20 protein-coding genes are annotated in these 25,018 nt (G+C 33.3%); 10 read left to right on the forward strand and 10 right to left on the reverse strand.

The features are described from left to right. Window positions 1-10: 10 nt before the first annotated feature. Window positions 11-1,231 carry a tetratricopeptide repeat protein gene (locus MJQ71_RS09005; RefSeq protein ID WP_238806245.1) on the reverse strand — a complete coding sequence of 407 codons (1,221 nt, stop codon included), beginning with the start codon at window positions 1,229-1,231 and terminating at the stop codon, window positions 11-13. A 152-nt stretch (window positions 1,232-1,383) separates the two neighbouring features. Between MJQ71_RS09005 and hpt the strand changes: the two genes are divergently transcribed. From hpt to MJQ71_RS09050, 9 genes are all read left to right on the forward strand, one after another. Next, window positions 1,384-1,914, forward strand: a complete 531-nt coding sequence (hpt, locus tag MJQ71_RS09010) for a hypoxanthine phosphoribosyltransferase (protein WP_238806246.1) — start codon at window positions 1,384-1,386, stop codon at window positions 1,912-1,914. A gap of 32 nt (window positions 1,915-1,946) precedes the next feature. Next, window positions 1,947-2,570, forward strand: a complete 624-nt coding sequence (locus tag MJQ71_RS09015) for a WG repeat-containing protein (protein ID WP_238806247.1) — start codon at window positions 1,947-1,949, stop codon at window positions 2,568-2,570. After that, window positions 2,567-3,004, forward strand: coding sequence for a GNAT family N-acetyltransferase (locus tag MJQ71_RS09020; protein WP_238806248.1), 438 nt, complete (start codon window positions 2,567-2,569; stop codon window positions 3,002-3,004). The genes MJQ71_RS09015 and MJQ71_RS09020 overlap by 4 nt, the downstream gene beginning before the upstream one ends. Before the next feature lie 138 nt (window positions 3,005-3,142). Continuing rightward, the gene (locus MJQ71_RS09025; RefSeq protein WP_238806249.1) at window positions 3,143-5,707 is read left to right on the forward strand and encodes a M14 family zinc carboxypeptidase; all 2,565 of its coding nucleotides are present in this window, start codon (window positions 3,143-3,145) and stop codon (window positions 5,705-5,707) included. A 114-nt stretch (window positions 5,708-5,821) separates the two neighbouring features. Further along, window positions 5,822-6,166, forward strand: a complete 345-nt coding sequence (locus tag MJQ71_RS09030; protein WP_238806250.1) for a YciI family protein — start codon at window positions 5,822-5,824, stop codon at window positions 6,164-6,166. A 54-nt stretch (window positions 6,167-6,220) separates the two neighbouring features. Next, window positions 6,221-7,447 carry an RNA polymerase sigma factor gene (locus MJQ71_RS09035; protein ID WP_238806251.1) on the forward strand — a complete coding sequence of 409 codons (1,227 nt, stop codon included), beginning with the start codon at window positions 6,221-6,223 and terminating at the stop codon, window positions 7,445-7,447. A 36-nt stretch (window positions 7,448-7,483) separates the two neighbouring features. Continuing rightward, entirely contained in the window at window positions 7,484-7,942 is a 459-nt protein-coding gene (locus MJQ71_RS09040; protein WP_238806252.1) for a GNAT family N-acetyltransferase, read from the forward strand. Between the two features lie 199 nt (window positions 7,943-8,141). Further along, the gene (locus MJQ71_RS09045; RefSeq protein ID WP_238806253.1) at window positions 8,142-8,786 is read left to right on the forward strand and encodes a response regulator transcription factor; all 645 of its coding nucleotides are present in this window, start codon (window positions 8,142-8,144) and stop codon (window positions 8,784-8,786) included. Further along, the gene (locus MJQ71_RS09050) at window positions 8,783-10,624 is read left to right on the forward strand and encodes a tetratricopeptide repeat-containing sensor histidine kinase (RefSeq protein ID WP_238806254.1); all 1,842 of its coding nucleotides are present in this window, start codon (window positions 8,783-8,785) and stop codon (window positions 10,622-10,624) included. Before MJQ71_RS09045 ends, MJQ71_RS09050 begins: the two co-directional genes overlap by 4 nt. Window position 10,625: 1 nt before the next feature. Here MJQ71_RS09050 and MJQ71_RS09055 read toward each other — a convergent pair whose 3' ends face one another. From MJQ71_RS09055 to MJQ71_RS09095, 9 genes are all read right to left on the reverse strand, one after another. After that, entirely contained in the window at window positions 10,626-12,203 is a 1,578-nt protein-coding gene (locus tag MJQ71_RS09055) for an NHL repeat-containing protein (protein WP_238806255.1), read from the reverse strand. Between the two features lie 69 nt (window positions 12,204-12,272). Next, the gene (locus MJQ71_RS09060; protein WP_238806256.1) at window positions 12,273-13,841 is read right to left on the reverse strand and encodes an SBBP repeat-containing protein; all 1,569 of its coding nucleotides are present in this window, start codon (window positions 13,839-13,841) and stop codon (window positions 12,273-12,275) included. Between the two features lie 56 nt (window positions 13,842-13,897). Next, the gene (locus MJQ71_RS09065) at window positions 13,898-15,463 is read right to left on the reverse strand and encodes an NHL repeat-containing protein (protein ID WP_238806257.1); all 1,566 of its coding nucleotides are present in this window, start codon (window positions 15,461-15,463) and stop codon (window positions 13,898-13,900) included. A 3-nt stretch (window positions 15,464-15,466) separates the two neighbouring features. Then, window positions 15,467-15,799: a LytR/AlgR family response regulator transcription factor gene (locus tag MJQ71_RS09070; protein ID WP_238806258.1), complete on the reverse strand. Its 333-nt coding sequence runs from the start codon at window positions 15,797-15,799 to the stop codon at window positions 15,467-15,469. 45 nt (window positions 15,800-15,844) lie between these two features. Then, a complete protein-coding gene (locus tag MJQ71_RS09075) occupies window positions 15,845-17,482 on the reverse strand; it encodes a tail fiber domain-containing protein (RefSeq protein WP_238806259.1) in 1,638 nt (545 codons plus the stop codon). Window positions 17,483-17,672: 190 nt separating this feature from the next. Further along, window positions 17,673-18,533 carry a DUF4249 domain-containing protein gene (locus MJQ71_RS09080; protein WP_238806260.1) on the reverse strand — a complete coding sequence of 287 codons (861 nt, stop codon included), beginning with the start codon at window positions 18,531-18,533 and terminating at the stop codon, window positions 17,673-17,675. A gap of 36 nt (window positions 18,534-18,569) precedes the next feature. Next, window positions 18,570-21,302: a TonB-dependent receptor gene (locus MJQ71_RS09085; protein WP_238806261.1), complete on the reverse strand. Its 2,733-nt coding sequence runs from the start codon at window positions 21,300-21,302 to the stop codon at window positions 18,570-18,572. A gap of 123 nt (window positions 21,303-21,425) precedes the next feature. After that, entirely contained in the window at window positions 21,426-22,139 is a 714-nt protein-coding gene (locus MJQ71_RS09090; protein ID WP_238806262.1) for a LytR/AlgR family response regulator transcription factor, read from the reverse strand. Beyond that, window positions 22,139-23,278: a sensor histidine kinase gene (locus tag MJQ71_RS09095; RefSeq protein WP_238806263.1), complete on the reverse strand. Its 1,140-nt coding sequence runs from the start codon at window positions 23,276-23,278 to the stop codon at window positions 22,139-22,141. The genes MJQ71_RS09090 and MJQ71_RS09095 overlap by 1 nt, the downstream gene beginning before the upstream one ends. 223 nt (window positions 23,279-23,501) lie before the next feature. Here MJQ71_RS09095 and MJQ71_RS09100 point away from each other — a divergent pair, with 223 nt between their 5' ends. Then, window positions 23,502-24,950, forward strand: coding sequence for a CotH kinase family protein (locus MJQ71_RS09100; protein WP_238806264.1), 1,449 nt, complete (start codon window positions 23,502-23,504; stop codon window positions 24,948-24,950). The last annotated feature ends 68 nt before the right edge of the window (window positions 24,951-25,018 follow it).

Raw genomic sequence — 25,018 nt, forward strand, 5'->3', positions numbered from 1 at the left:
GAAGAGCGGCCTATTTCTTTTTCTTATCAGCCTTCATTACTTTTTTGGTCTCTTCAATAAGTTTTTTAGCTTCTTTATATGTTTCCAATTTTTTATCAGCGTTTGTGGCTACGACATTAAAATATTGCAAAGCTTTTACATAATCTTTTTCTGAATTTGCTATTTTCCCAAGTGCTAAATTAGCTCCTAAAAAATATCCTGAATCTTTAGAATCATTTTGTAAAGCAAAATCAATGGTTTTTTGATAATATTCTCGAGCTTTAGGCAAATCTCTTTTATAATTTAGATTAATATAACCCAAAATATATGCAGCATAACGGCCAGCAGTACTTTCGTAGCCGTATTTTGCTGTATTTACGTTATTGAGCAGCTCTTCGGCCAATTTTTCTGCTTCGTCAGATTTTCCTAACATAAATGCAGTTCGGGCAGCAAACCGATGAAAAAATGAATTATCAGGATACAATATGTGCATTTGTGTTGCCATATAATAGGCTTTTTGATGCTGATTTTCCATCGAATAGATTTGCATCAAGAAATATTTTGCTTCCATTCTTGTATAAAAAGCATTCGAGGCCACATATTCTAATTGTTTGATTCCTTCATTTTTAACTCCCTTACGGAAAAATACCAACATCGGTTTCAACGAAGGATAATTCTCTGGAATCCACTTTGAATAATAATTATACAACCCATCGCCAATGGCTAATTCGGGGTTAAAATCTCCAAATCCACGACATTTTTCTAAATATTTCATTGCTTGTTTACCATCCCATGCAGCTTTTATCCAATTTCCACGCTCCGAATGCAAACGTCCTTTAAAAGCATAAGCAGCCGCTTGAAAAAATGCCGCTTCTTTATCGCTGTCATCATCATCAAGCATATCATCGGCCAAATCAATGGCTCTATCCATATTTGCCAGACACGCATCATCGTGGGTTTCATCTTTGGTATCAGGAACAATTTTCCACCATTCGTTTAATCCCAATAAAAAGAAACCAATCGGATGTTCGGGATATTTGACAGTAAGCCATCTAAAATCACGTTCGGCGGCATCGTAATTAAAATTATACATATTATTGATAGCCTGAGTTGCTTCTATCTGAATAGCACGGTTAGCGAGTAGCACTTCATGATGTTTCTTTTTGGTGTCGCCGCCAAACCAAGAAAACTGTGCCTGAGCCAATTGACTAATCAATAAACAAACCAATAACCAAGCATTTTTAGATTTCATATTTTCTGGATTTTTTATTCATTAACGTAACACATTTGGCAAAATTACAAAAACTTAAAATTTTCTTAAAATTATTTTTCATTAAGTAGAAATCATTTGCAAATCAGCCAAATCTTAGCTTAAATTGCACAAAGAATAAAATTACTTCCAAAATGAAACACATTAGAGACAAATTCTTCGTACCATTCATCGAATCTACTCCTTTACAAGACCGCATAAAAGTTCTCGCCCAAGAGGTAAACAAAGATTATGCAGGAAAAAATCCTTTATTGATTGGTGTTTTGAATGGGTCGTTTATGTTTGTCGGTGATTTATTCAAATCTATTGAGATTGAATGTGAAATAACTTTTATTCGGGTTTCATCGTACCAAAGCACCGAATCTACGGGAAATGTAAAGCAAATATTGGGTTTGAAAGAAGATATTCAAAACCGAGATATAATTATTGTCGAAGATATTGTAGATACTGGTATGACAATGCAAGAGATTTTAGGACAATTGGCTGCCCAAAAACCCGCTTCAATCAAAATAATGACGATGCTTTTCAAACCAGATGCCCTCAAAGTTCCGCTGAAGTTAGATTATGTTGGTTTTGAAATTGAAAATAAATTTGTAATTGGCTATGGCCTCGATTATGATGGTTTTGGCAGAAATTTGGATGCCATTTATGTTTTGAAAGAATAGAATATTGCCAACTTATCCAATAAAATTTTAAAATGAAAAATAGCTTCATAGTAATATTATTATTTATCAATATTCTCGCTTTTGGACAAAAAAATAAGGAATATTTGGTTTCATTTATTGACTCGACTTCTGGAAAAAATTTGATTGGCTACAAAAATATAACTGGAATAATTGCCATAGAAGCTCAATTTAGCCAAACATCGACTGATACATTAACTTCAATGGCGATAGTTTTACTACATTCGGAATGGTTGGGAATTGACAAAAACGGGCAAGTAATCTTAAAACCATTTATCTACGATAATGGCCCAGATTATATCGAAGAAGGGCTTTTTAGGTTTGTCGAAAACAATAAAATCGGTTTTGCAAATGCTGAAGGTAAAAAGATTATTGCTGCCAAATTTGATTTTGTAACGCCTTTTTCAAATGGTTTTTCAGAATATTATTTGGGCGGTTATCGTGTATACGAAAAAAATCAAGAACATTGGTTTTGGAAAAATTACCGAGAAAAAGGATATTTAAACAAATCTGGACAACGTTTCAAGAAAATAAACAAGCTAAAAAACAATCAATGGTTAGCGTGGACACTTGATAATAAACAGGTTTTGTTGGATAAAAATGGTGTTGTGCTAAAAAACAAAAAAGCTTCAAAATGACGGTAAAAATCGAAAAATACAATGTCAATTTTCGGTCGCAAATCATAGATATTTGGGAAGAATCTGTGCGAGCGACTCATCATTTTTTACATTCAACGGATTTTGATTTTTATAAATCTATGGTCAAAGAAATTGATTTTACAGCATTTGATGTTTTTTGTATTTTGACAGAAAGTTCAGAGATGGCTGGATTTTTTGGCGTTGCTGATAAAAAACTAGAAATGCTATTTTTAAAACCATCATTCATCGGACAAGGAATTGGTAAATTATCACTTGGTTTTGCTTTGAATGAATTAAAAATAACTGAAGTTGATGTCAATGAAGACAATATAAATGCAGTCATTTTTTACCAAAAAAATGGGTTCAAAATCTATGACCGAATGCCGCTAGACAGCACGAATAAGCCTTATCCAATTTTAAAAATGAAATTATAGAAATACAAAAAATTCTCTTCCAACATTAATATTTCAACTTCTACAAAGTGATTTTCAATGATTATCAAAATCAGATTGTTTGAATGTTTTTGAATTTTCCTTATCTTTAATCCATCTCAAACTAATCCTAAAAAATCAATGAAGAAACTTTTTACATTTGTCTTCTGCTTTGGCAATTTTTTTTATTCTTTCGCCCAAAACAATTATTTTTTTCCAAAAAAACAACTCAATTCAAGTATTCCAACTCCCGAACAATTTTTGGGATACCCTATCGGTTCGCACCACACGCGGCATGATAAATTGGTTGAATATATGCGTGAACTTGACCGAGTTTCTGACCGAGTTTCAGTTCAGAAAATTGGCGAAACAAATGAACATCGTGAGCAAATAATTGTCACTATTTCTTCGCCTGAAAACATCAAACGTTTAGAAGAAATCAGAAAAGAACACTTAACGATTACAGACCCAAGCAAGCCCATGCCTGATACCAAAAAAGCCCCTGCCATTGTTTGGTTGGGCTATAATGTACATGGAAATGAGCCTTCGGGTGGTGAAGCATCAATTTTGACAGCTTATTATTTGACTGCAAGCCAAGACCCTGAGGCTCTAAATTGGCTCAATGATGCCGTAATTTTGATGGAACCTGTTATCAATCCTGATGGACGTGACCGCCATTCGCATTGGGCAAATATGCACAAAGGTGACCCAATGGTAGCAGATGCAAACGACCGTGAACACAACGAAATTTGGCCTGGCGGACGTACAAATCATTATTGGTTTGACCTCAATCGTGATTGGTATTTAGCTGTGAATGTTGAAAGTCGAAATCGGTTGGCTTTTTATCATCAATGGCTACCAAATGTGGTAACTGATTTTCATGAAATGGGAACAAATGCTTCACATTTTTTTGAACCTACAAAAGAAAACGCTGAAAATCCGCTTGTCCCAAAATTTGTGTATAAAGATTTGAACAGTCGTTTTGCCAAACATTTTGAGCAAGCCATGAATGAAATTGGCTCACTATATTATACCAAAGAATCGTTTGATAATTTTTATCCAGGTTATGGTTCAAGCTACCCAGATTTGGAAGGTGGTTTGGGGCTTTTGTTTGAACAAGCAAGTTCTCGTGGCCATGTGCAGGAAAGTCAAAATGGCGATTTAACATTTGGTTTTACCATCAGAAATCAGCTAGTCAATGCTTTAGCAACCGTTCGTGCTTCATTGATTGACAAAGAAATTTTATTGAACCACCAACGCAATTTTTTCATAGAAACCATTTCGCAAGGACAAAAATTTGCAACCAAAGCCTACATTATTGGCGATGCTAACGACCAAGGCCGTAATCGTGCATTTTGGGATTTACTATTGCAACATAACATTGAATTTTATCATTTGCCTAATGATATTACTGAAAATGGACAAAATTTCAAGAAAGGAAAAGCCGTTTTAATTCCTTCCGCTCAACCTCAATTTTTGATGGTTCGTTCTATTTTTGACCGCCCAACAACTTTTGCTGATAGTTTGTTTTATGATGCTTCAGCATGGAATTTAGCATTAGCTTACGGGCTTCCACATACTGAAATCAAAGGAAATTTCCAAAAAGGTGACCGAATTACCAAAACAGATTTGAAAGTAAATCAAGCTATTTTTAGTAAAAGTGAATATGCATATTTAATAGAATGGACTGATTATTTTGCTCCAAAAGCTTTAAACCAATTACTTGATAATCAAATACTTACCAAAACTTCATTCAAAAAATTTAGTATTGATGGAAAAGATTATGGCTATGGAACACTTTTGATTTCAGTACAAAAACAACAACTAAATTCGGAAGAATTATACCAAAAACTCAAACAAATCTCACTAAATACAGGCGTAAGCATCAATGCAGTTTCTACTGGTTTTAGTACTACTGGAATTGATTTGGGAAGTAATAGTTTCCAAACCGTCAAAAAACCACAAGCATTAATGCTCGTTGGCGGCGGTGTAACTTCATCAGAAGCTGGTGAAATTTGGCATTTGCTCGATACAAAAATTGGAATGCCAATTACTAAAGTTGAAATTTATAATTTTGCTCGATTAAACATCAATCGGTACAATACAATTGTATTAGTTGGTGGAAATTATTCAGCATTAGATAAAGCATCTACTCAAAAACTTAAAGCTTGGGTTGCCAATGGTGGTACTTTGATTACCCAAAAAACTGGTTCAGAATGGGTAATCAAGCAAGAAATTGTAAAAGAAAAATTACGAGAAGCAAAAATCGATAGTAGCCGAAATAAAACCAGAATTGCCTACGAAGATATTCAGGCAACTGAAGGTGCAAAACAAACAGGCGGAGCAATTTTTGACGCCGAATTAGACATTTCTAGTCCAATTGGTTTTGGTTATACCAATAAAAAAATAGCTATTTATCGAAACAATAATACTGTTTTAGAAAGAAGTGTTGGTGCCGCAAATTCAGTTTTGGTTTACACTGCAAATCCTCGAATTACAGGTTATGTTCATCAAGAATCTTTGAAACGAATTTCAAATTCGGCAGCCATTAATATTAGTTATGAAGGTAGCGGTCGAGTGATTTTGTTCTCTGACGACCCCAATTTTAGAGGAACTTGGTTTGGTACAAATAAACTTTTCTTAAACGCACTTTTCTTTGGTAGCAACATTAGCTTGGGCGGTCAATTTGGAGCGGAAGAAGAATAAAGCATTGCATAAAAGTGATTGAGCAAACAAAGATTTTTATATTTTTTGTCCAATTTTTTAATTCTCATTTGATATTGATGAAAGTTCAATTATTCACAATTAAATCTAAAAAAGATGGAAGAATTCGCTTTAATCATGCGTCATGAAGATGGTCAAAAACTTGCTTCACCCGAACAAATGCAAGCTTGGATGAAACAAACAATGGATTGGATTGGCGGAATTGCGGCTCAGAATAAATTTGTAAGCGGTACTGGCTTACCCTTTGATGAAGCTAAGGTTGTAAGATTCAATAATGTTGTTACAAACGGTCCATTTGGTGACATCAAAGAAACAATTGGTGGTTTGATTATTGTCAAAGCTGAATCCGTCGAAGAAGCAGTTGAATTTGCTAAAGGCTGCCCCGTTTTGCAAGGAGAAGGCAATACCATTGAAGTAAGAAAGGTTGCGAAAGGAAATTAGAAATCATTCAAAAAATTAAGGGCTTCTGAAATTAAACAGAAGCCTTTTTTATCTATGAAAGAACAAGAATTAATACCGCATCTTTTCCGAACCGAATATCGAAAAATTACTGCTGTATTGTGCAAACGATTTGGTATTGAACACATTGAAATAGCCGAAGATATTGCGAGCGACACCTTTTTACTGGCTGTTGAAACATGGTCTTTTAGAGGTTTGCCCGAAAATCCTAAAGCTTGGTTGTATTCAGTTGCCAAGAATAAAGCTAAAAATCTGTTGACTCACAACCACATTTTTTCAGAAAAGATTGTTCAGGAAATTCAGAATTCAGCTGCTGAAAATAGCGAATTTGAGATTGATTTATCAGAAAAAAACATTACCGATAGCCAATTACAAATGCTTTTTGCACTATGTCATCCATCAATTTCGGGTGAAGCTCAAATTGGATTATCGTTACGAATTCTTTGTGGATTTGGTATTGACGAAATTGCTGATGCCTTTTTAAGCAACAAAGAAACCATCAATAAACGTCTTTTTAGAGCAAAAGAAAAGCTTCGCCAAGAAAACGTAAAAATCGAATTTCCAGCCGAAACAGAAATTAATTTACGTTTAGAAACTGTTTTAACAACACTTTATTTGCTCTTTAGCGAAGGATATTATTCCGAAAGTCAAGACGAAATTTTAAGAAAAGACCTTTGTTTGGAAGCAATGAGATTGACTTTTCTACTTATCGAAAATGAACGAACTAATTTGCCAAAAGTAAACGCATTATTTTCATTAATGTGTTTTCATTCATCAAGATTTGAGGCCAGAAAAGACAAAAATGGTGAAATTGTTTTTTATCAAGAACAAGACGAAACGCTCTGGAATCAAGCATTAATTACGCAAGGAATATTTCATTTCCATGAAGCTTCTCAAGGAAATGAAATTTCTAAATATCATTTAGAAGCTGGCATTGCCTATTGGCATACCAAAAAGACCGACTCGCAAGAAAAGTGGGAAAACATTTTGCAACTTTATAATATTTTATTGCAAATCAACTACTCTCCTATTGCTGCACTTAACCGAACTTATGCACTGGCCAAAGTCAAAGGAAATGTACTGGCAATAGCGGAAGCTGAAAAATTAAATTTAAATGATAATCACTTTTATTTAACTTTATTGGGTGAACTTTATAAAGAAATTGACCAAAATAAAGCTAGAACTCATTTCCAAAAAGCACTTTTATTAGCTAAAACAAAAACTGATAAATTAACGATTCAAAAACAAATTGATAGTTTATGAAATTTTGTTTGAATAAAAAGAAAACTTTCTTAGAAAATGCAAATTAGAAAATACCAACATTCTGACCGAAAAAGCATTATTGACTTATTAAGGCAGAATACACCAACATATTTTGCACCTTCGGAAGAAAGTGATTTGAATGACTTTTTAGATAATCATCTCGAAAACTATTTTGTTGTTGAAGTTGAAAATGAAGTACTTGCTTGCGGAGGTTTCAACACATCTGAAGATGAAAAAATAATTAGAATTTCTTGGGATATTGTGCATCCACAATTTCAAGGAAAAGGTTTGGGCAGTAAATTAATTAAATTCAGAATACAGAAAATAAAAGAAATTAAAAACATTGAAATAATTGTTGTAAGAACTTCACAGCTAGTTTATCAATTTTACGAGAAATTTGGTTTTGAATTAAAAGAAATCGTCAGAAATTTCTGGGCTGATGGTTTCGACCTTTATCACATGGAGCTTCAACTTGACAAAAATCCTCCTCAATAAATTTACTGCATATACATATTCAACATCGACTAAAATTAAATGAATTTTAGTCAATGTTGATTGTCAAAATAATTTTCATTAATTTAACCCCGTCATTTTTACATAATGTATTCAATATATATAGTTGTAAGACCTTTTTTTCGCTAAAATCTCCATTACTTTCTTTAAAATAGCCAAAACTATAAATGTTTTTTGTTGAATGTTCAAACTTGCTCTCGTTGATGACCACGACATTTTTCTCAAGGGTTTGCAAAAAATCCTTGAATATGAAGATGATTTAAAAGTGGTACATTCATTCAAATCTGGTCAAGAAATCCTCAACAATATTTCTGATTTGGATATTGATATTTTAGTTCTTGATGTACAACTCCCTGACATTCAGCCCGAAGAATTATTACAGGCTTTACGAAGCAAATTGCCCAATCTTCCGATTTTATATTTAACGCTACTACGAGGAACTCGTTTTTTTCATAAGTTACAAAAATTTAATATTCAAGGATACATTTTGAAAGATTCTCCGACAGAAGAATTGATAAAAGCCATTAAAATCGTGGCAAATGGTGCAACTTATTTCTCAGAAAAAGTTGAGATTGCAGGTTTTGAAGATGAGTACAAAAACACCGTTATTTATGCCGACCAAAAAGTTAATGACATTTTGAGTCCACGAGAAATTGAAGTTTTAAAACTGGTCTGTCAAGAATATAGCAGTGCTGATATTGCCGCAAAACTATTTTTGAGCGTTGGTACAGTTGATACACATCGAAAAAATATATTGATAAAATTAGGCGTAAATAACACTGTTGGTTTAGTGAAATATGCCCTCAAAAACAATATAATTACATGAAAACATTGATTAAAGTAGCTTTATTATTAATTGTTCAACTTTCAACATTTGCTCAAAAAACTGCCGAACAAATTAATAAATTATGTTTACAAGTAATTCAATATGACGAAAGTCAATTGGATTCGATGAGATTTTATGCCAATCAAATCGAAAAAGATTCAAGGGCAATTAATTATACTTTAGGGATTTGTTATGGATACCGCTTGAGAGGTTTGGCCAACGAACTCGAAGGTAAATTTCAAGAAGCTTCTAAAGATTATATTTATGGTTTAAAAATTAGTGAAGAAAAGAAAGATTTAGAAGCTAAACTTCTTATGCTCAGCGACTTAGGCTCTCTAAAAGTTTCTACCAAACAATACGATAAAGCCAAAGGCTATTTTTCGGAAGCATTAATTATTGCCCAGTCGCTTATACCAAAACCGAAGCCCAAAAGATTATCTTCTTTTTATCAAAATTTGGGTATTTGTTATCGCAATCTCCATCAAATTGATTCAGCATTAATTAATTATAAAAAGTCATTAGAGATAAAAAAACAAATTGGAGATTCGGCTGGAATTGCCAATTTAGGCATAAATTTAAGTGCATTATTGGTTAATCAAAAAAAATATCAAGAAGCAAAAACGTACTTAGACTTTAACATAGCTTATCACACAAAAGTAAATGCAGTAGACGATCTTTGGAATGATTACTTAAATTTAGCAGGAATTTATATCCCTTTAAAACAATATGAAAAAGCAAAAAAGTTAATAGATAATGCTTTAATAATTGCTCAAAAATTAAAGTCAAAATCAAAAATAGCAGATACTTATAGAGATTATTCAACTTATTATCAAGAAATTAATGATTATAAAAATGCTTATGAATATGTTCAGAAATACCATTCTTTAGAAAATGAATTATTGAATACAGAAACAAATAATGCTATTTCTGAGCTCGAAGAAAAATATCAATCTGAAAAGAAAACGCAGGAAAACAAACTTTTAAATACTGAATTACAAACTCAAAAACAACAAAAACTCATTTGGATTATTTTGAGTTTAGCTATCGGGCTATTCGGATTTACGGTGGCTTATTCTTGGTGGCAAAACCGTAAGAAAAACATTATTTTGACACAACAAAATGATTTTATTCAATCACAAAACAAAAAACTAGCAGAGCTTAATCAAGAAAAAAACCATTTAATTAGTGTTGTTTCGCATGATTTAGGAAGTCCGTTTTCTACCATCAAATTATGGGGAAGTATTTTATTTAAAAATCCAAATTTAGATGATGATGCCAAAGAAGCCACTGAAAATATCAATAAAATGGCTACTTATGGGCAAAATATGGTGAAGAAGATTTTACAAATCGAAAAAGCTGAAACAAATGAACATACACTTAATTTGACTGAAATTGAATTGGTTGGTTTCACGAATACCATTTTAGAAGGCTTCAAACCTGCCCTTGACGGCAAAGAAATTTCGATTAATTTCGAGGCATCAAAACCTCAGATAAGCGTCTTATCCGACACGTTTTATTTGAACAGAATTTTGGAAAATGTCATTTCAAATGCCTTGAAATATTCTTACAGAAACTCAGAAGTAAGTATCAGCATCAACGAAGGAAAAGAAGATGTATGCATTTCGGTAAAAGATTATGGCGTAGGAATTGATGAGGAAGGAAAAAAGAATTTATTTTCAAAATTCAGTCAAATAAGCTCCAAACCCACTGAAAACGAAGATTCAATGGGTTTGGGTTTACACATTGTTAAAAGGCTTGTTGATGAATTGGGTGGTAATATTACCTGTGAAAGCGAAGTAAACAAAGGTTCAACTTTCACTGTTTTCTTAAAAAAGTAACTTAGTTCAATCGCATTCTTGCTAAAATAGCCGACATCGTTGCGGAAGGTGTATTAATATATGCTCCTCCAATGGTGACGGGGCTAGTGGTTACTGACGAAATAAATACATTGCCGAGGTTATCTTTAGTAATGCGAGAGTCTAAAGCTGAAGGAAACGAAAACAAAGCAGTTGTTAGGTTTTCAGTGTTTCGTCTCCAAACAAAAGTTCCATAAGGTTCTGCAATAGAATAGCCTTCTATTGAAAGATTTACGTTTGTATAACCAGTTAGGTAAATATTGCCATTGGCGTCGCTAATTGCATCGGTTACATACTCCACATTAGTTCCACCAAAAGTATTAAAACTATCCGAATCAATTGATAGCATCCAGTTTATTTGCCGTGCATTCATGCTTGGGCCAATCTGGTCTAATATTGTGGCTAAGAAAATATCTACACTACCTTTAGAAACATAATCAGAACCATTTACGGTGATAGTTCCTTGAAAGTCTCCCGCTAAAAACAATGTACCTTGAGAATCTTTAACTATTGAAAGAAAAACACCATCTTCTTCTGTTCCACCAACCGAAAACGAACTTTGATAAACACCATTTATATCAAATTTAGCCATGAATAAATCCGCCATTCCATTAGATGTATAGTTTTCTGTACCGATTGTAGTAGCATCATAATACGTTCCAGCAATGTAAAGTGCATTACTGCCATTATGGTAAATATCTTTCAGATAATCATAATTTACACCACCAACCGAATTTACCCATGTAATTAGTCCTGCCGAAGTATATTTAGCCACAAAAATATCTGACCAACCATTACTTGTTTTTTGAATCGCTCCTCCATTGAAGTTAATCGTAGATTGGTAAGTTCCCGCAACAAATACATTCCCACTGGCATCAGTAACTACTTTTTGTGCAATATCTGGCCCAGTTCCTCCTTCAGATTTTACCCACTGAATAGCCAGTGAAGTATTATACTTGGCAATAAATGCGTCGTTATCTCCTAAAGGTGTATAATTATATATTCCGCCAAATGCCACTGTGCCATAATATGAACCACTGACATAAACATTATCATTACTATCAATATGTAAATCAGTCGGAATTACTGAAACATTTGTCGCTTGTTCTTTCGTGTAAGATAATAAAGTACCTGATGTATTATATTTAGCGATGAAAAGGCTTTCGTATTCAGCTCCACCAGTAAGCGTTACGGTTGGGCTTAAAATAATTGAAGCTCTAAATAAACCAGCAATATAAATATTATTTTGGCTATCGTGAGCTACTCCTATGATTGTAGTAAATTGAGCATTACACCCAAATGCAGTTACATCTCCTTCTGTCGACTGGGCATTTAAAATTCTGACCCACTCATGTCCATTATAAATTCGGACACAATAAAACGTCAAATCAAAAACTAAATCGCCAATTGCCATGTCAGTTTTTGCTTGAATTTGGTCGTAGGTTAATTTAAGATGACTTGCTTGTACAGGCGTAATGCCACTTGGCAAAATCGTTACATTTTGTGCTTGAACTACCTTTAGAAAAAAGATAAGAAATAAACTCAATATAATTTTCTTCATTTTTTTATTGATTATGTTTTCTAAAGTTCTTATTTGCTTTTAGTAAACTTGATTTTCGATTCAATAATATCAATTTAATCTGACTCTCATTAAAACATTAGACATCGTTCCCGAAGGAATATTAATAAATGCTCCTCCAATTGTAGTTGATACATCTATTCCGCCCGAAAGAAAAACATTGCCAATATTATCCCTTGTTATATACGGATAGGTATTTAATGGATAAGAATAAAGCCCGATTGTTAAAACATCTGCGTGCCGTTTCCAGAGAAAAACCCCATTATGCACAGTTGTAGAAAAACCATCAATTGGCAAAGTACCACTTGTGAATCCAGTTACATATATATTTCCGTCAGCGTCATTGGTGGTTTCAGTTAAGAAATCATCAACGGTTGGGTCATCCGAACCAAATGTTTCAAATATCCCTAAAGATATGGTTGTGTTAACTCGAGCGTTTTCAACGTATGGCTTCGATAAGTTTACCAAAAACATATCTGAACCCCCTTTCGACACATAGTCTAATCCATCTATGGTAATAGTATTGTGGAAATCTCCTCCTACAAAAATCCAACCTTGTGAATCTTGGACTATTGTATTTCCATAATCTGCTCCTGTACCACCTCCCGAAAATGACGCTTGATAAACGCCATCTTTGTCGAATTTTGCAATATAAAAATCCGTTTCTCCATTTGAAGTATAAGAATCCGAACCGATAGTTGTGGCCAAATCGTAATATCCTGTCAGATAAAGGTCATTAATTCCATCGAAATGAATATCGTTTACTACGTCCGAATTTAGTCCTCCAAATGAATTTGCCCATGTAAGTGTACCAGTTGAAGTATATTTTGCTATGAATACATCATAACTGCCCACACTTGTTTTCTGAACTGCACCACCGTTAAAATTAATTGTTTCAGTAAAATAGCCACCAATAAATATATTTCCGCTTGCGTCACTAGCTATTTCAGAAGCAAATTCATCGCCAACTCCACCCTCAGATTTAGACCATTGTATAGCCAATGAAGTGTTGTATTTACTAACAAATGCATCATAAGTCGTACTATTTGAGGTAAAATTATACAATCCACCCATTGTAACGGTACCTTTGTAACTTCCTGCAACATATACGTTATCATTGCCATCAATATATAAATCATAAGGAATAACAACACTACTCCCCACCTCTTTTGTATAGGCCAATAATGTACCCTCTGCATTAAATTTTGCTATAAATAGGTTTTCAGAAACAGAATTTCCTGTAAGAGTAACAGTTGGACTTAACACAAGTGATGTTAAGAAATATCCTGTGATATAAATATTATTTTGGCTGTCATGTGCAATACCAGAAATAGTTGTAGCCACAGAATTAAATCCAAAAGCTGTTGCTTCGCCATCACTAGATTGAGAATTTAGCAAACGAAGCCATTCGTGACCGTTGTACATTCTCAAACAATAAAATGAAGTGTCGTAAATCAAATCACCAACGGTCATATCTGTTTTTGCTTGAATTTGTTCAAACGTAAGTTTCAAATAGCTAGTTTTTACTGGCGTAATTCCGCTTGGTAAAATCGTTACATTTTGTGCCTCAACTATCTTTACAAAAAAGATGAGAAATAAACTCAATATTATTTTTTTCATTTTGCTTGCTAAAATTTTAGTTTTGGGTCGAATACTTAATTTATTCTACTTAAAAATCAATTCATTCTAACCCTTAGTAAAACATCGGAAACTGTACCTGTGGGTACATTTATAAACACCCCGCCAATAGTCATAGATAAAAAAGCATTGCCTACAATAAATAGATTACCAATGTTATCTCTCGTAATTCCAAAGCCAGTTGGGTAAGCAAATAATCCAGTAGTTTTAGCATCGTGGTTTCGTTTCCATAGAAATGCACCATTATTTATAGATATTGAAAAGCCTTCGATTGGTAAAGTTCCGCTTGTAGCACCTGTTATATAGATATTACCGTCAGAATCATTGGTAGCATCATGGATGAAATCATTGACGCTTGCATCGTTTGAACCAAATGCTTTGAATGAAGTTAAAAGTATCTCGGAAGATGTTGAACGGGCATTGACAAGAATGGGTTTATACAACTCTGCTAAAAAAAAATCAATCCCCCCTTTTGATACATAGTCTATTCCATTTACTGTAATTGTATTTTGAAAATCACCACCAACAAATATTGTCCCTTGTGAATCTCTTACGATAAGATTACCAGATTCATCTCCTGTGCCACCTCCAGTCAAAGAACTTAAGTAAACACCATTCTTATCGAATTTTGCTATAAAAAAATCTGAGCCTCCATTGGATGTGTAAGCATCCACTCCAATAGTAAAATCTGTACCAAAAGTTCCTATCAAATACAATTCATTTGAGCCATCATAGTAAATATCATTGGCAAAATCATAGCTTGTTCCTCCAAAAGAATGGGCCCAAGTGAATGTACCAGTTGAGCTATATTTTGCTAAAAAAACATCATAATTACCCGCACTTGTTTTCTGAACAGCACCGCCATTAAAATTGATTGTTCCATCAAAATAACCTTCTAAAAACACATTTCCATTGGTTTCGGTAGCTATTCTCCTCCCAGAATCGTCTCCTGTTCCTCCTTCCGATTTTGACCATTGAATAGCCAACGAACTATTATATTTACTAAAAAAAGCATCATAACTACCAGTAGTTGAAGTAAAATTATACAATCCACCCATCGAAATAGTACCAAGATATCCACCAGTTACATAAACATTATCGTTGCTATCAACGTGTAAACCCTCAACAAAAATCGAATTGTTTCCTTGCTCTTTTGTATAAGACAATAATGTGCCTGCGGTATTAAATTTTGCTATAAAAATGCTTTCAAAAGCCGAACTTCCAGTTAGCGTAACAGTCGGACTTAAAACAAGAGAAGTGGTAAAATTTCCTGCGATGTAAATATTATTTTGGCTGTCGTGGACTACTCCAATAACAGTTGTACTGACAGAATTAAATCCAAAAGCCGCCACTTCACCTGTATTTGGTTGAGCATTTAAAAAACTAAGCCATTCGTGGCCATTGTACATTCTCAAACAATAAAAGGTTAAATCATAAACTATATCGCCAATGGCCATATCAGTTTTTGCCAGAATTTGTGCATTTGTAAGTTTCAAATAAGCACTTTGTACAGGAGTTATTCCGCTCGGTAAAATGGTTACATTTTGAGCTCGGATTTCCTTTAGAAAAAAGATGAGAAATAAACTGAGTATAATCTTTTTCATTTTTTATTGGTTAAGTTTTCTAAAGTTTGGATTCACTATCGAATTGAAATTATGCAACCTTCTTCTCGAAATAGTTAGACATTGGCCATTATGAAGTTCGACTTGGTCGCCTGATGATTTACAGATTGAATTGATGTTAACCAAAGTTGAACGATTGACCCTAAAAAAGCAGTTTTTTAAATCTTTCTCGTATTTTTTGAGCGTTTTTGCTACAATTAACTGATGTCCCGTTTTCAAAAATATGATTGAGTAATTAATACAAGCTTCAATTTTGAGTATTTCTTCGGGTAAAATTGATTGGTTTTTCTTCGATTGTTTAATATTTATTATTTCCATGACAGTACTTTTTAAGATATATTTTTAAGTCTAAATCATTCACTTTTAGTTATTCGTACTTTTAGTCAACATTGCCTCAATTCTATCCATTTGTTTTTTCAATGTGTCATTATCAGATTTCATTTGAAAATTTTCTTTTTCTAATCTTTCTATTTTTTTGTTCAAAGCCTTAATCGCTTCTACAATCATTGGGTCAAAATCTCCGTAGGCTGCCATCAAAAAACCTTGCTTATCCATTTGGACTTTTTCAGGAAAAACCGCTTGTATTTCTTGGGCAATAAACCCATATTGTAAATCTGTTGGTCGAATTGTACCAGTTTTAGTATCGTTCCAATGATAAGTTACACCATTTAATGCCACTACTTTTTCGAGAATTTGCTGACTGTTTAAGTAAGAAATGTCTTTTTTTAGTCTTTTATCAGAGTGAGAAGACCAATTGCCCGCAGTATTTTTTGAAGCAGTTCCATTAACTTGAAACGTATGAGGAGTAGCATCTAAATCTGTTTTTACTCGATTAATACCAACTTTATTTAAAACAAAATCGCCATTAATCAATGAATTTGTACTATCAGTATTTTCGATAATTAATTGATTATGCCCAAAGAGAGCAAATCCAGCTTTGTTACCAATAACAATATTATTACTAGCAGATGTGTTTACAGTCAAAGCTTCATTTCCAATCACAATGTTGTTGTTACCATCAATATTATTACCCAATGCCCCAACACCAATAGCAATATTGCTTGAGCCTGAGAGGTTGTTTCCAATTGCACTAAAACCAAGGGCAACATTATTTTGGCCAGACACATTTCTGTCAAGGCTCATCGAACCTATCGAAGTATTATAATTTCCGCTTGTGTTATTAAATAATGATTTATAGCCAATACTTACATTATCAATACCTGAGTTTGCATAAAAAAAAGCAGAATCTCCAATTGCTACATTCCTACTACCAACGGTATTGTTTTGCATTGAAGCAGTTCCGACCGAAACATTATCAGAGCCGCTATTATTCATTAAAAGTGAAGAATTACCAATGGCGATGTTTCGATTCCCAGTCAAATTTTTCTCTAATGCATTGCTACCAAAAGCATTATTATCGCTAAATACCGAACCATCCGACAACGCTGAAAAGCCAAAAGCATTATTTCGTTCACCAGCAGTAAGCAGATTTAAAGAGTAATTTCCAAAAGCATGGTTTAAACTTCCAGTTATGTTTGACGTAAGGGTATAATTTCCAAAAGCAGCATTGTTGTTTCCCTCTTCATTATCTCTTTGAGAAAAAGCTCCAAATGCGGAGTTATTCTGACCTATAAAATTTGAATTAAGCGAGAAAAAACCAAAAGCATTATTTAAAGAACCCACTGAATCTTTTTCTAAAGCACCACTACCAAAAGCCGAATTACCACTAAAATTAAAATCATTACTTTCATTTCTTGCCCCTGAACCTTTATGGTTTTTTAGTGCATTATTTCCTACGGCAGTATTATTTTGGGAATCAATGTTTTTTAGCAAAGCATTCGTTCCTAAAGACAAATTATTTTGATTATTGTTGAGTATGCGATTAGTAGTAATTCCAGATGGCAAAAGGGTTACACTCAAATTATTATTTTGTATTGTTTGTTGACCATTACAAAAACTTGCAATACCAATAGCAAAAAAAAATATTAAAATTGTTTTCATGTCTTGAGTCGTTTTATTTAAACCCAAAATTGAGAAACAACTCAACACCAAAACATCCTGTAAATAGGTATTTTTCTAAAAAACACATATTTTACTTAAATAAAACAGGCATTTTTAAACCAAAAAAATAAAAGAGATGGTAAAACCATCTCTTTATTAAATATACTAACCTTAAAATAGATAATTACTCTTAATTCTTTTTGACCAAAAATTTGAGCGTATCTGCATTGATACCTGTAAAAATCCCTAGTCCATTGATAATACTTGTCGGTGGCGTACTCAAATTTTGTGAGGTAGTTCCACTTGATTGATAAAGTGCTGCATATTCTGCATTTACTCGATAAAGTATTACATCGTGGTTGCCAAAATATTCAAAACTTTGTGACCTTAAAATATTGCTTGAACCTGTAAGTGGTTCGTTTGTAAATCTAAAATTTGGAAAAGTAGCTCCACTTGGTGGTATTAAAATCCGAATCGGGCTAGTTTCAGTATTTTCAACTGCCACAAAATGATAAATATTTTCGGGATTATCCCATGTAAGCTCAACTGAAGTATTTGTTTCACCGCCACCACCAAATGGTCCTCCTCCGCCACCCATTGGCGGAAAAGTCCCACTTGATAAATCTATTTGGGTACGAGAAATTTCGGTTTTATCAATCTTAAAATTGATTGGTTTAGCAGGTATTTCAGTTGAAGCAGCTACTTTTCTGCCTTTATAATCAAACTCCAATGTATAAGTTGTTTTTGCAGCACCAACTAACTCATTTTCGGCAGATTCATAAACACCATTTCCAACGGATTTTAAGTTAAAAACTTTGCCATTACTACCTGATATTTTTATAGAAAGTCCATCAATATTAACAGATGTTCCTTCTGATGTTTCGGTATATGGAATTTCGGTATAAACCTTCATACTTACCCGATGATTTGGAGCTAAATAAGCTTCGATAATTGGTTTTTCACCAGGATTAATAACTGTATTTGTTTCGGTGCAGCCCATCAAAAAAACTTGAAAAGCCAACAATATTGCTAATAAATATATCTTTTTCATTGTATTTAGTCAATTTTCAAAAATGATTTTTTACCATTATTTCAACTTCCAGCTTAAAACAATATTTGGTGTAATGCCCAAATAATTCACGTTCGTAATCTGTAATGCAGTCACGTCATCTTCTGTGATTACTTGGAATCGCTTGTACCAATTATTACTTCGATTATACAAATTGAAAATTGAGAAGCCTACATTAAAGTTTGCGTTGAAATTATAGGTAGCCGATACATCCATGCGGTGATAATCAGAAAAACGGTTGGCATTTTTATCTGACGGATTGGTAAAGTTTTTAACTGAGCCATCTAATAACTCTAATTGATAAGCACCCAAAATTGATGTATATGGTCGTCCTGATGAAAAAATCCATGTTGCAGCAAAATCCCATTTCTTGTATTTATACGAACCGATGGCCTTAAATTGATGACGTACATCTTGGTCAGAATAATATGCTTTATCAGAAAATGCCGTAATGTTTCGTTTTGCTTCAGCTAAAGTGTAGCCAATCCAACCATTAAAATCTCCAAATTTTCTTTGTATCAAAACATCAACCCCACGTACAATTTCAGAACCATTGAAAAACGTTTCGCTCGCACTTAAACCTTGACCAATTTTCGGCACAAAACGGAGTGTATATTCAGTGATATTTGTACTATTTTTCTGATAAAATTCAACATCAAATAAGTAATCAGTAATTTCATAGCTTCCCCCCAAAATTAAGTGATTTGATTTTGTAACAGGCAATGATTCATTGTTTGACAGAACCCAAAAGTTACGGTTTCCGTTAGAAATATCTTCTCGGTTGATTTGTTTCACAAATTGATAATAAATGCCCGCCGCTCCTTTAATTTTTAACTGTTTCGTAATATTATAATTGACCGAAAAACGTGGTTCAATGTAATTTTTCTTAGTCACATCAAAATATGTTGTACGAATACCTGGCTTTAAGTGCAATTTATCATTGAACAATTTTATGTTATCTTGTATATAAAAAGTCGCTGTGCTACCACGGTCATTGCGGTCCAAGACTTTCACCGTATCATTTTGACTATAAGTATATTTGATGATATTTTTGGTGAATTGCAAACCAAAATCTAGCTGATTTCCTGAAAAAACTTTCCACTCGAAATCAGTTTTGGCCGTAAAATCGTTCAAATTATTGTCTTCAATTTGTCCAATTTTCACATCTCTTGTTACACCATCTCTGGTAGTGGTAATATTTCGGCTGTTGTCTCGATTACTATAATAATTTGAATAACAAATCAAGGAATTACTATAAAATCTATCACTCCATCTTCGAGACCATTTTAAGCTTCCACCCAAATTCCCCCAATTAGACACATCCGTATTTGACGTATTCAAGCCAATATTTCTTCCACCAAAACCACCAAGTCCACCCAAATCAGAACTTGATGAATTATCCATATTATCAGTGCCATTATATAAACTCAAAGACAAAATATCTTTTTTATTTGGCGTATAAGTAAGTTTAGAATTGAGGTCATAAAAGTATGAACTCGCCACCTGCGTAGCAGAAAAACTGCCGAATCGTCCTCCACCTGGAAAACCACCTTGAGGCCCACTCTGCTGCGTTTGATTACTACTTGTAAATCTTTTGAATAATTTATTATAAAGCGGCCCTTTATATGACCTTCGAGCAGCTGCTAAAAAAGTAAATTTCGAGCCAAGTGGTGTTTCTACATAAGCATTGGCACTCAATAAACTAATATCGACGCCAGCATTAAACTCTTTTTTATTGCCTTCTTTGCCAGTAATTTCGGCAACAGCAGAAATTCTCCCACCAAATTTTGCATCAAAACCACCTTTATAAAGCTGAATATCTTTGATTGCATTGTAATTGAAAGCCGAGAAAAAACCAAAAAGATGGTCAACATGATACACTGTAAAACCATCGTAAAGTACCAAAGTTTGGTCGGGAGTACCACCTCGCACATATAAACCCGACGACGATTCGTTGGATGCACTCACCCCTGGCATCAACTGAAATGCTCGAAATGGGTCTCGCTCGCCTACATTTGGTAATTTTGCAATATTTCGTGGAGTCATTTTTATCATTCCAACAATTTCATTGGCTTTCAAAACCTCCGTTTTTTCACCTTCCACTACAACTTCTTCCAAAACTCCAATTGCTGGTTCGATTTCAATTTTTAGATCATTGATATTTAATTTTGGATTCAAGTGAAAATACCTGGTGCGATAACCCACATACCTGACTTCAAGCGTAACTGTATCTGCAGGCACTTTTTGTATCGTAAAATAACCATCAACATTGGTTTGAGAACCAAGTTTTGTGCCTTTCACCGTAACCGATGCAAAAGGGAGGTTTTCTCCGCTTGTATAATCTACAACCCTTCCAGTTAGGGTAAAATCAACTTTTTCAGCATTCCCTTTATATTGTCTGTCAACGGCGGTTTCAACTTTGACATTTTTTGAAACAATATTTAAAAAACCGTTTTCATCAACATAAGTTTTAAACGGTAATTTTTTAAAAATAGCTTTTAACCCATTTTGTAATGTTTCATTGGCAAACCAATAAGTCACAGTCAAATCTTTCAAAGCTGTTTTATCATAAAGAATTTTGAATGAATATTTTTTCTCTAAATCTGCCAAAATCGTTGGTAGAGCAATATTATTGTAAAACTCATCTTTGATAATTTGATTGTTTACATCAGTTGGTTTTGGTGTCTGTGCAAATACCTTTATTGGAAGCCAAAAAGTAGTTAGTAGAAAGCAAATAAAAATCCTTTTCATGAGTGGTCGTTTATATTGGTTTTATGAACATAGACGCACCGCTACAAAATTTGGATGTATCGATTTAGGCAAGTGTAGAAACATTAATGTAATGTGTCTATTGCTAGTATAATTTTGTAGAAATCAATTACTGTATTTTTGTTCAAACAATTCAGTGAATTTCTTCCCAATCGGAATTTCTTGTTTATCAATTAATAGTTTAGTTTTTTGAAAAGAAGTGATTTTCGGTAAAGAAACAATAAACGAATGATGGACTCGACAAAAAGTATTCGACGGAAGTTTCTTTTCCATCATCTTTAAATTCAGCCGAGTTAAAATAGGTTTTGGTTGATTTTTAAGAAATATTTTCACATAATCTTTCAAACCTTCAATGTACAAAACATCATCAAAATATATCTTGATTTGCTTATATTCTGCATGTATAAAAAAGTAATTATTTTCGTCCAAAACAGGTACCACATTCTCCTTCAAACGCAATCGAAACAGCTCTTCAGCTTTATTAACAGCTTTTAAAAATCGGTCAAATGGAATTGGTTTCAATAAATAATCAATGACATTCAAATCGTATCCTTCGAGTGCATATTGTTGGTAAGCGGTCGTAAAAATCACCATTGGAGGCGACGGAAGTGTACGCAAAAACTGGGTTCCTGTAATAACTGGCATCTGAATATCCAAAAAAATCAAGTCAACTTTTCCATCCTTGATGAGTTCCCAAGCATCGAGCGGATTTGAGAATTTTCCAAGCAAATTTAAAAAGGATATTTTCTGAATATCATCCGCCAAAATTTCAAGGGCAAATGGCTCATCATCAATGGCAATACAATTTATTTTAGACATCACGAAAGTTTTATTTTTAAATCAACCTTAAAAATTGAATCAATATTCTGAATCAATAACTCGTGTTTTTCGGGATAATGCAATGCCAAACGTCGTTCAACATTCTGAATACCAATGCCTGAATCGCTATTTTCAACACTGATATTTGCTCCAAAAACCTTGTTTTCAGCATAAAAATGCAATATTCCTTCGCTCACAGCAATACCTATTTTTATCAAACTTTTTTCTTGATTATGAAGTCCGTACTTGAAAGCATTTTCAACAAAAGGAATAAACAATAACGGTTCAATATAAATACTTTTCGTATTGCCATAGCAAATAAATTCAATCAAATCTTTTTCCGTCAATCGCATTTTTTGTAGGCTTATATAATTATTCAAATGCTCTATTTCTTGTGCTAAAGAAACTTTATCAGTACTCGTTTGATATAACATATAACGTAGCAATTGAGATAATTTCACAACTGCATCTTCGGTTTTTTCTGATTTTTGTCTTGCTAACCAACGAATATTATTGAGTGTATTGAACAAAAAATGTGGACTAACTTGAAGTTTTAAAACCGCTAATTCGACAGCAGTTTTCTCAAGAATAATTTGTTGTTTCTCATCATAACTACGAATCCTTTCGTTTATCAAAGCTAAAATTGAACTCGCAAAAATGACTAAAATATATGAAATACCTATGGCAAAAAAACGAAACGAAAAAAAAGTTGGTGGTGGAATATTTCTGCCAAATGGCGGTGGAATATTTTTACCAAAATTGGGAGACGGCCTAAAATCATCAGGTGATGGTGGAGGCGGTTGTGGACTATTGACCACTCCAATTTTAAATAATGCATCTTTTAAATAAAACTCAAATATTGCCATATTTATTAAAGATAATATGATAAAGCCAGCAAATAAGTATAGAAAAAAGCTTGTTGTATTTTGCTTGATAAGAAGATTTGGCGTAAAAAAATTAAGGTTTAGATAGAAAATTATTATTAAAAATAGCGTAACAATAATTTGTGGTAATACAAAAACCGTAAAGTTTGGGCGACTAAAAACATTACTCACGGGTAATGAAAGTAGAGGAACGGTGATAAAAACTATCCATCCAATTATATGAAGAAGAATCGAATATCGTTCTAGGATTTTCATGAATAAACTTTGATTGAAAATAACAAACGACAATTAACTCAATTATTATCTTTAATCAACAAATTTATTGATTTGTGTATAGAAAACCGCCATTTGTGTAGAATAACGCTAAAAAGCACCTTTGAAAGCTTTAGCATCTACACAGATAAATGATGCTTCTACACTATGAAATTTTTCACTAAAAAAGTATATTATTTATTGAAATTTAATATTCTTCTATCAAATGAAAAATTTCAATCTTATAAAAATAACAAAAATCGTTCTGTTGACTTTACTTTCGGTTGCTACTTTTGCCGCAAAACCTCCAGCAAAAAAACCGAATTATTCGATAGTTTTCCCACAAAACAAAGTAAATACACTTGAAATAATGCTTTCAAAAAAACAATGGGACAGTGTCAGAGCTGATATGAAACGAAAGTATGGCAATGATTTTGGTCAGGTGGGAATGCCTAATATGAGGAAAATATCACCATCGAATTTCGGAAATGAAGGAATGTTGAATTTTGGAAAAGGTGAACCAAACTATGTGTCAGTTTCAGTGAAATTTAGAGGAAAAACCTATCCAAATGTTGCTTTTCGGTTAAAAGGAAATTCAAGTTTAATGATGTCGTGGGGAAGAGGAGTTTATAAATTGCCTTTTAGATTAGATTTTAGTGAGTTTGAACAAAATAAGAAAAATCAAAAATTATACGGCTTTGAAAAGCTTTCTTTTTCACCAAGTATGAGCGATAAATCGCTAATACGTGAAAAAGTAACCGCTGATATTTTCCGAGCTGCAGGAATTCCTGCAGCTCAAACGGCTTTCTATAAAGTTTATATTGATTTTGGTGAAGGGAAAAAATATTGTGGCGTTTACACACTTGTCGAAGTAATTGAAGACACGATGGTTAAAAACCAATTTGACACAAAGGTTTCCGTTGGAAATATTTATAAACCTGAATCAAATTTTACTCAATTCAAAAAAGAGCAATTCGAGAAAAAAAATAATAAAAAACAAGCAGATTGGAACGATGTAAAAGCCTTTGTTAATGCCCTCAATAGTACAGAACGTACAACAAATGAAATAAAATGGCGAACAGATTTAGAAAAAACCTTCAACATTGACCATTTTATTAAGTGGCTCGCTGTTAATAATGTTATCGTTAATTGGGATACTTATGGAGCATTACCACATAACTATTATTTATATCATTCTCCGACCGAAAAACTCACTTGGATTCCTTGGGATAATGACCAATCGCTTGGCTTAAAAATGGAAATGCCAGAAGGATTCAAGCCACCAGATGGATTTAAAACGTCTGAAGGATTTAAGCCACCTGCTGGTTTTCAGCCACCGATGATGGGCGGCCCAATGGGAAAAGGCACTTCGCTTTCAATGAAAGAAGTTGGGAAAGATTGGCCTCTCATCCGATTCATCGCTGAAGACGTTTTTTATTACGCAAAATATAAACAATATGTGCAAGACTTTAATAACAAAGTATTTACACAAGACAAGATGAATGCTCTTTTTGAAAAAAATCATCGGCTTATTACTCCTTTTGTTATTGGCAATGAAAAAGAACAAAAGCCTTATTCTCACTTAAATAAGTCCGAAGATTTCATACTAGAACTTGAAAAATTAAAAGAACACGTAGCAAAACGAAACAAAGAAGTAGCAGAATTTTTAAAATAGTACATTTAATCAAGCCGTTTTATAATGTGGAATACCTAGATTTATGAAAATAATCTTATCATTCCACA

This window comes from Emticicia aquatica, from assembly GCF_923079645.1.
In the GTDB taxonomy this organism is placed as follows: domain Bacteria; phylum Bacteroidota; class Bacteroidia; order Cytophagales; family Spirosomataceae; genus Emticicia; species Emticicia aquatica.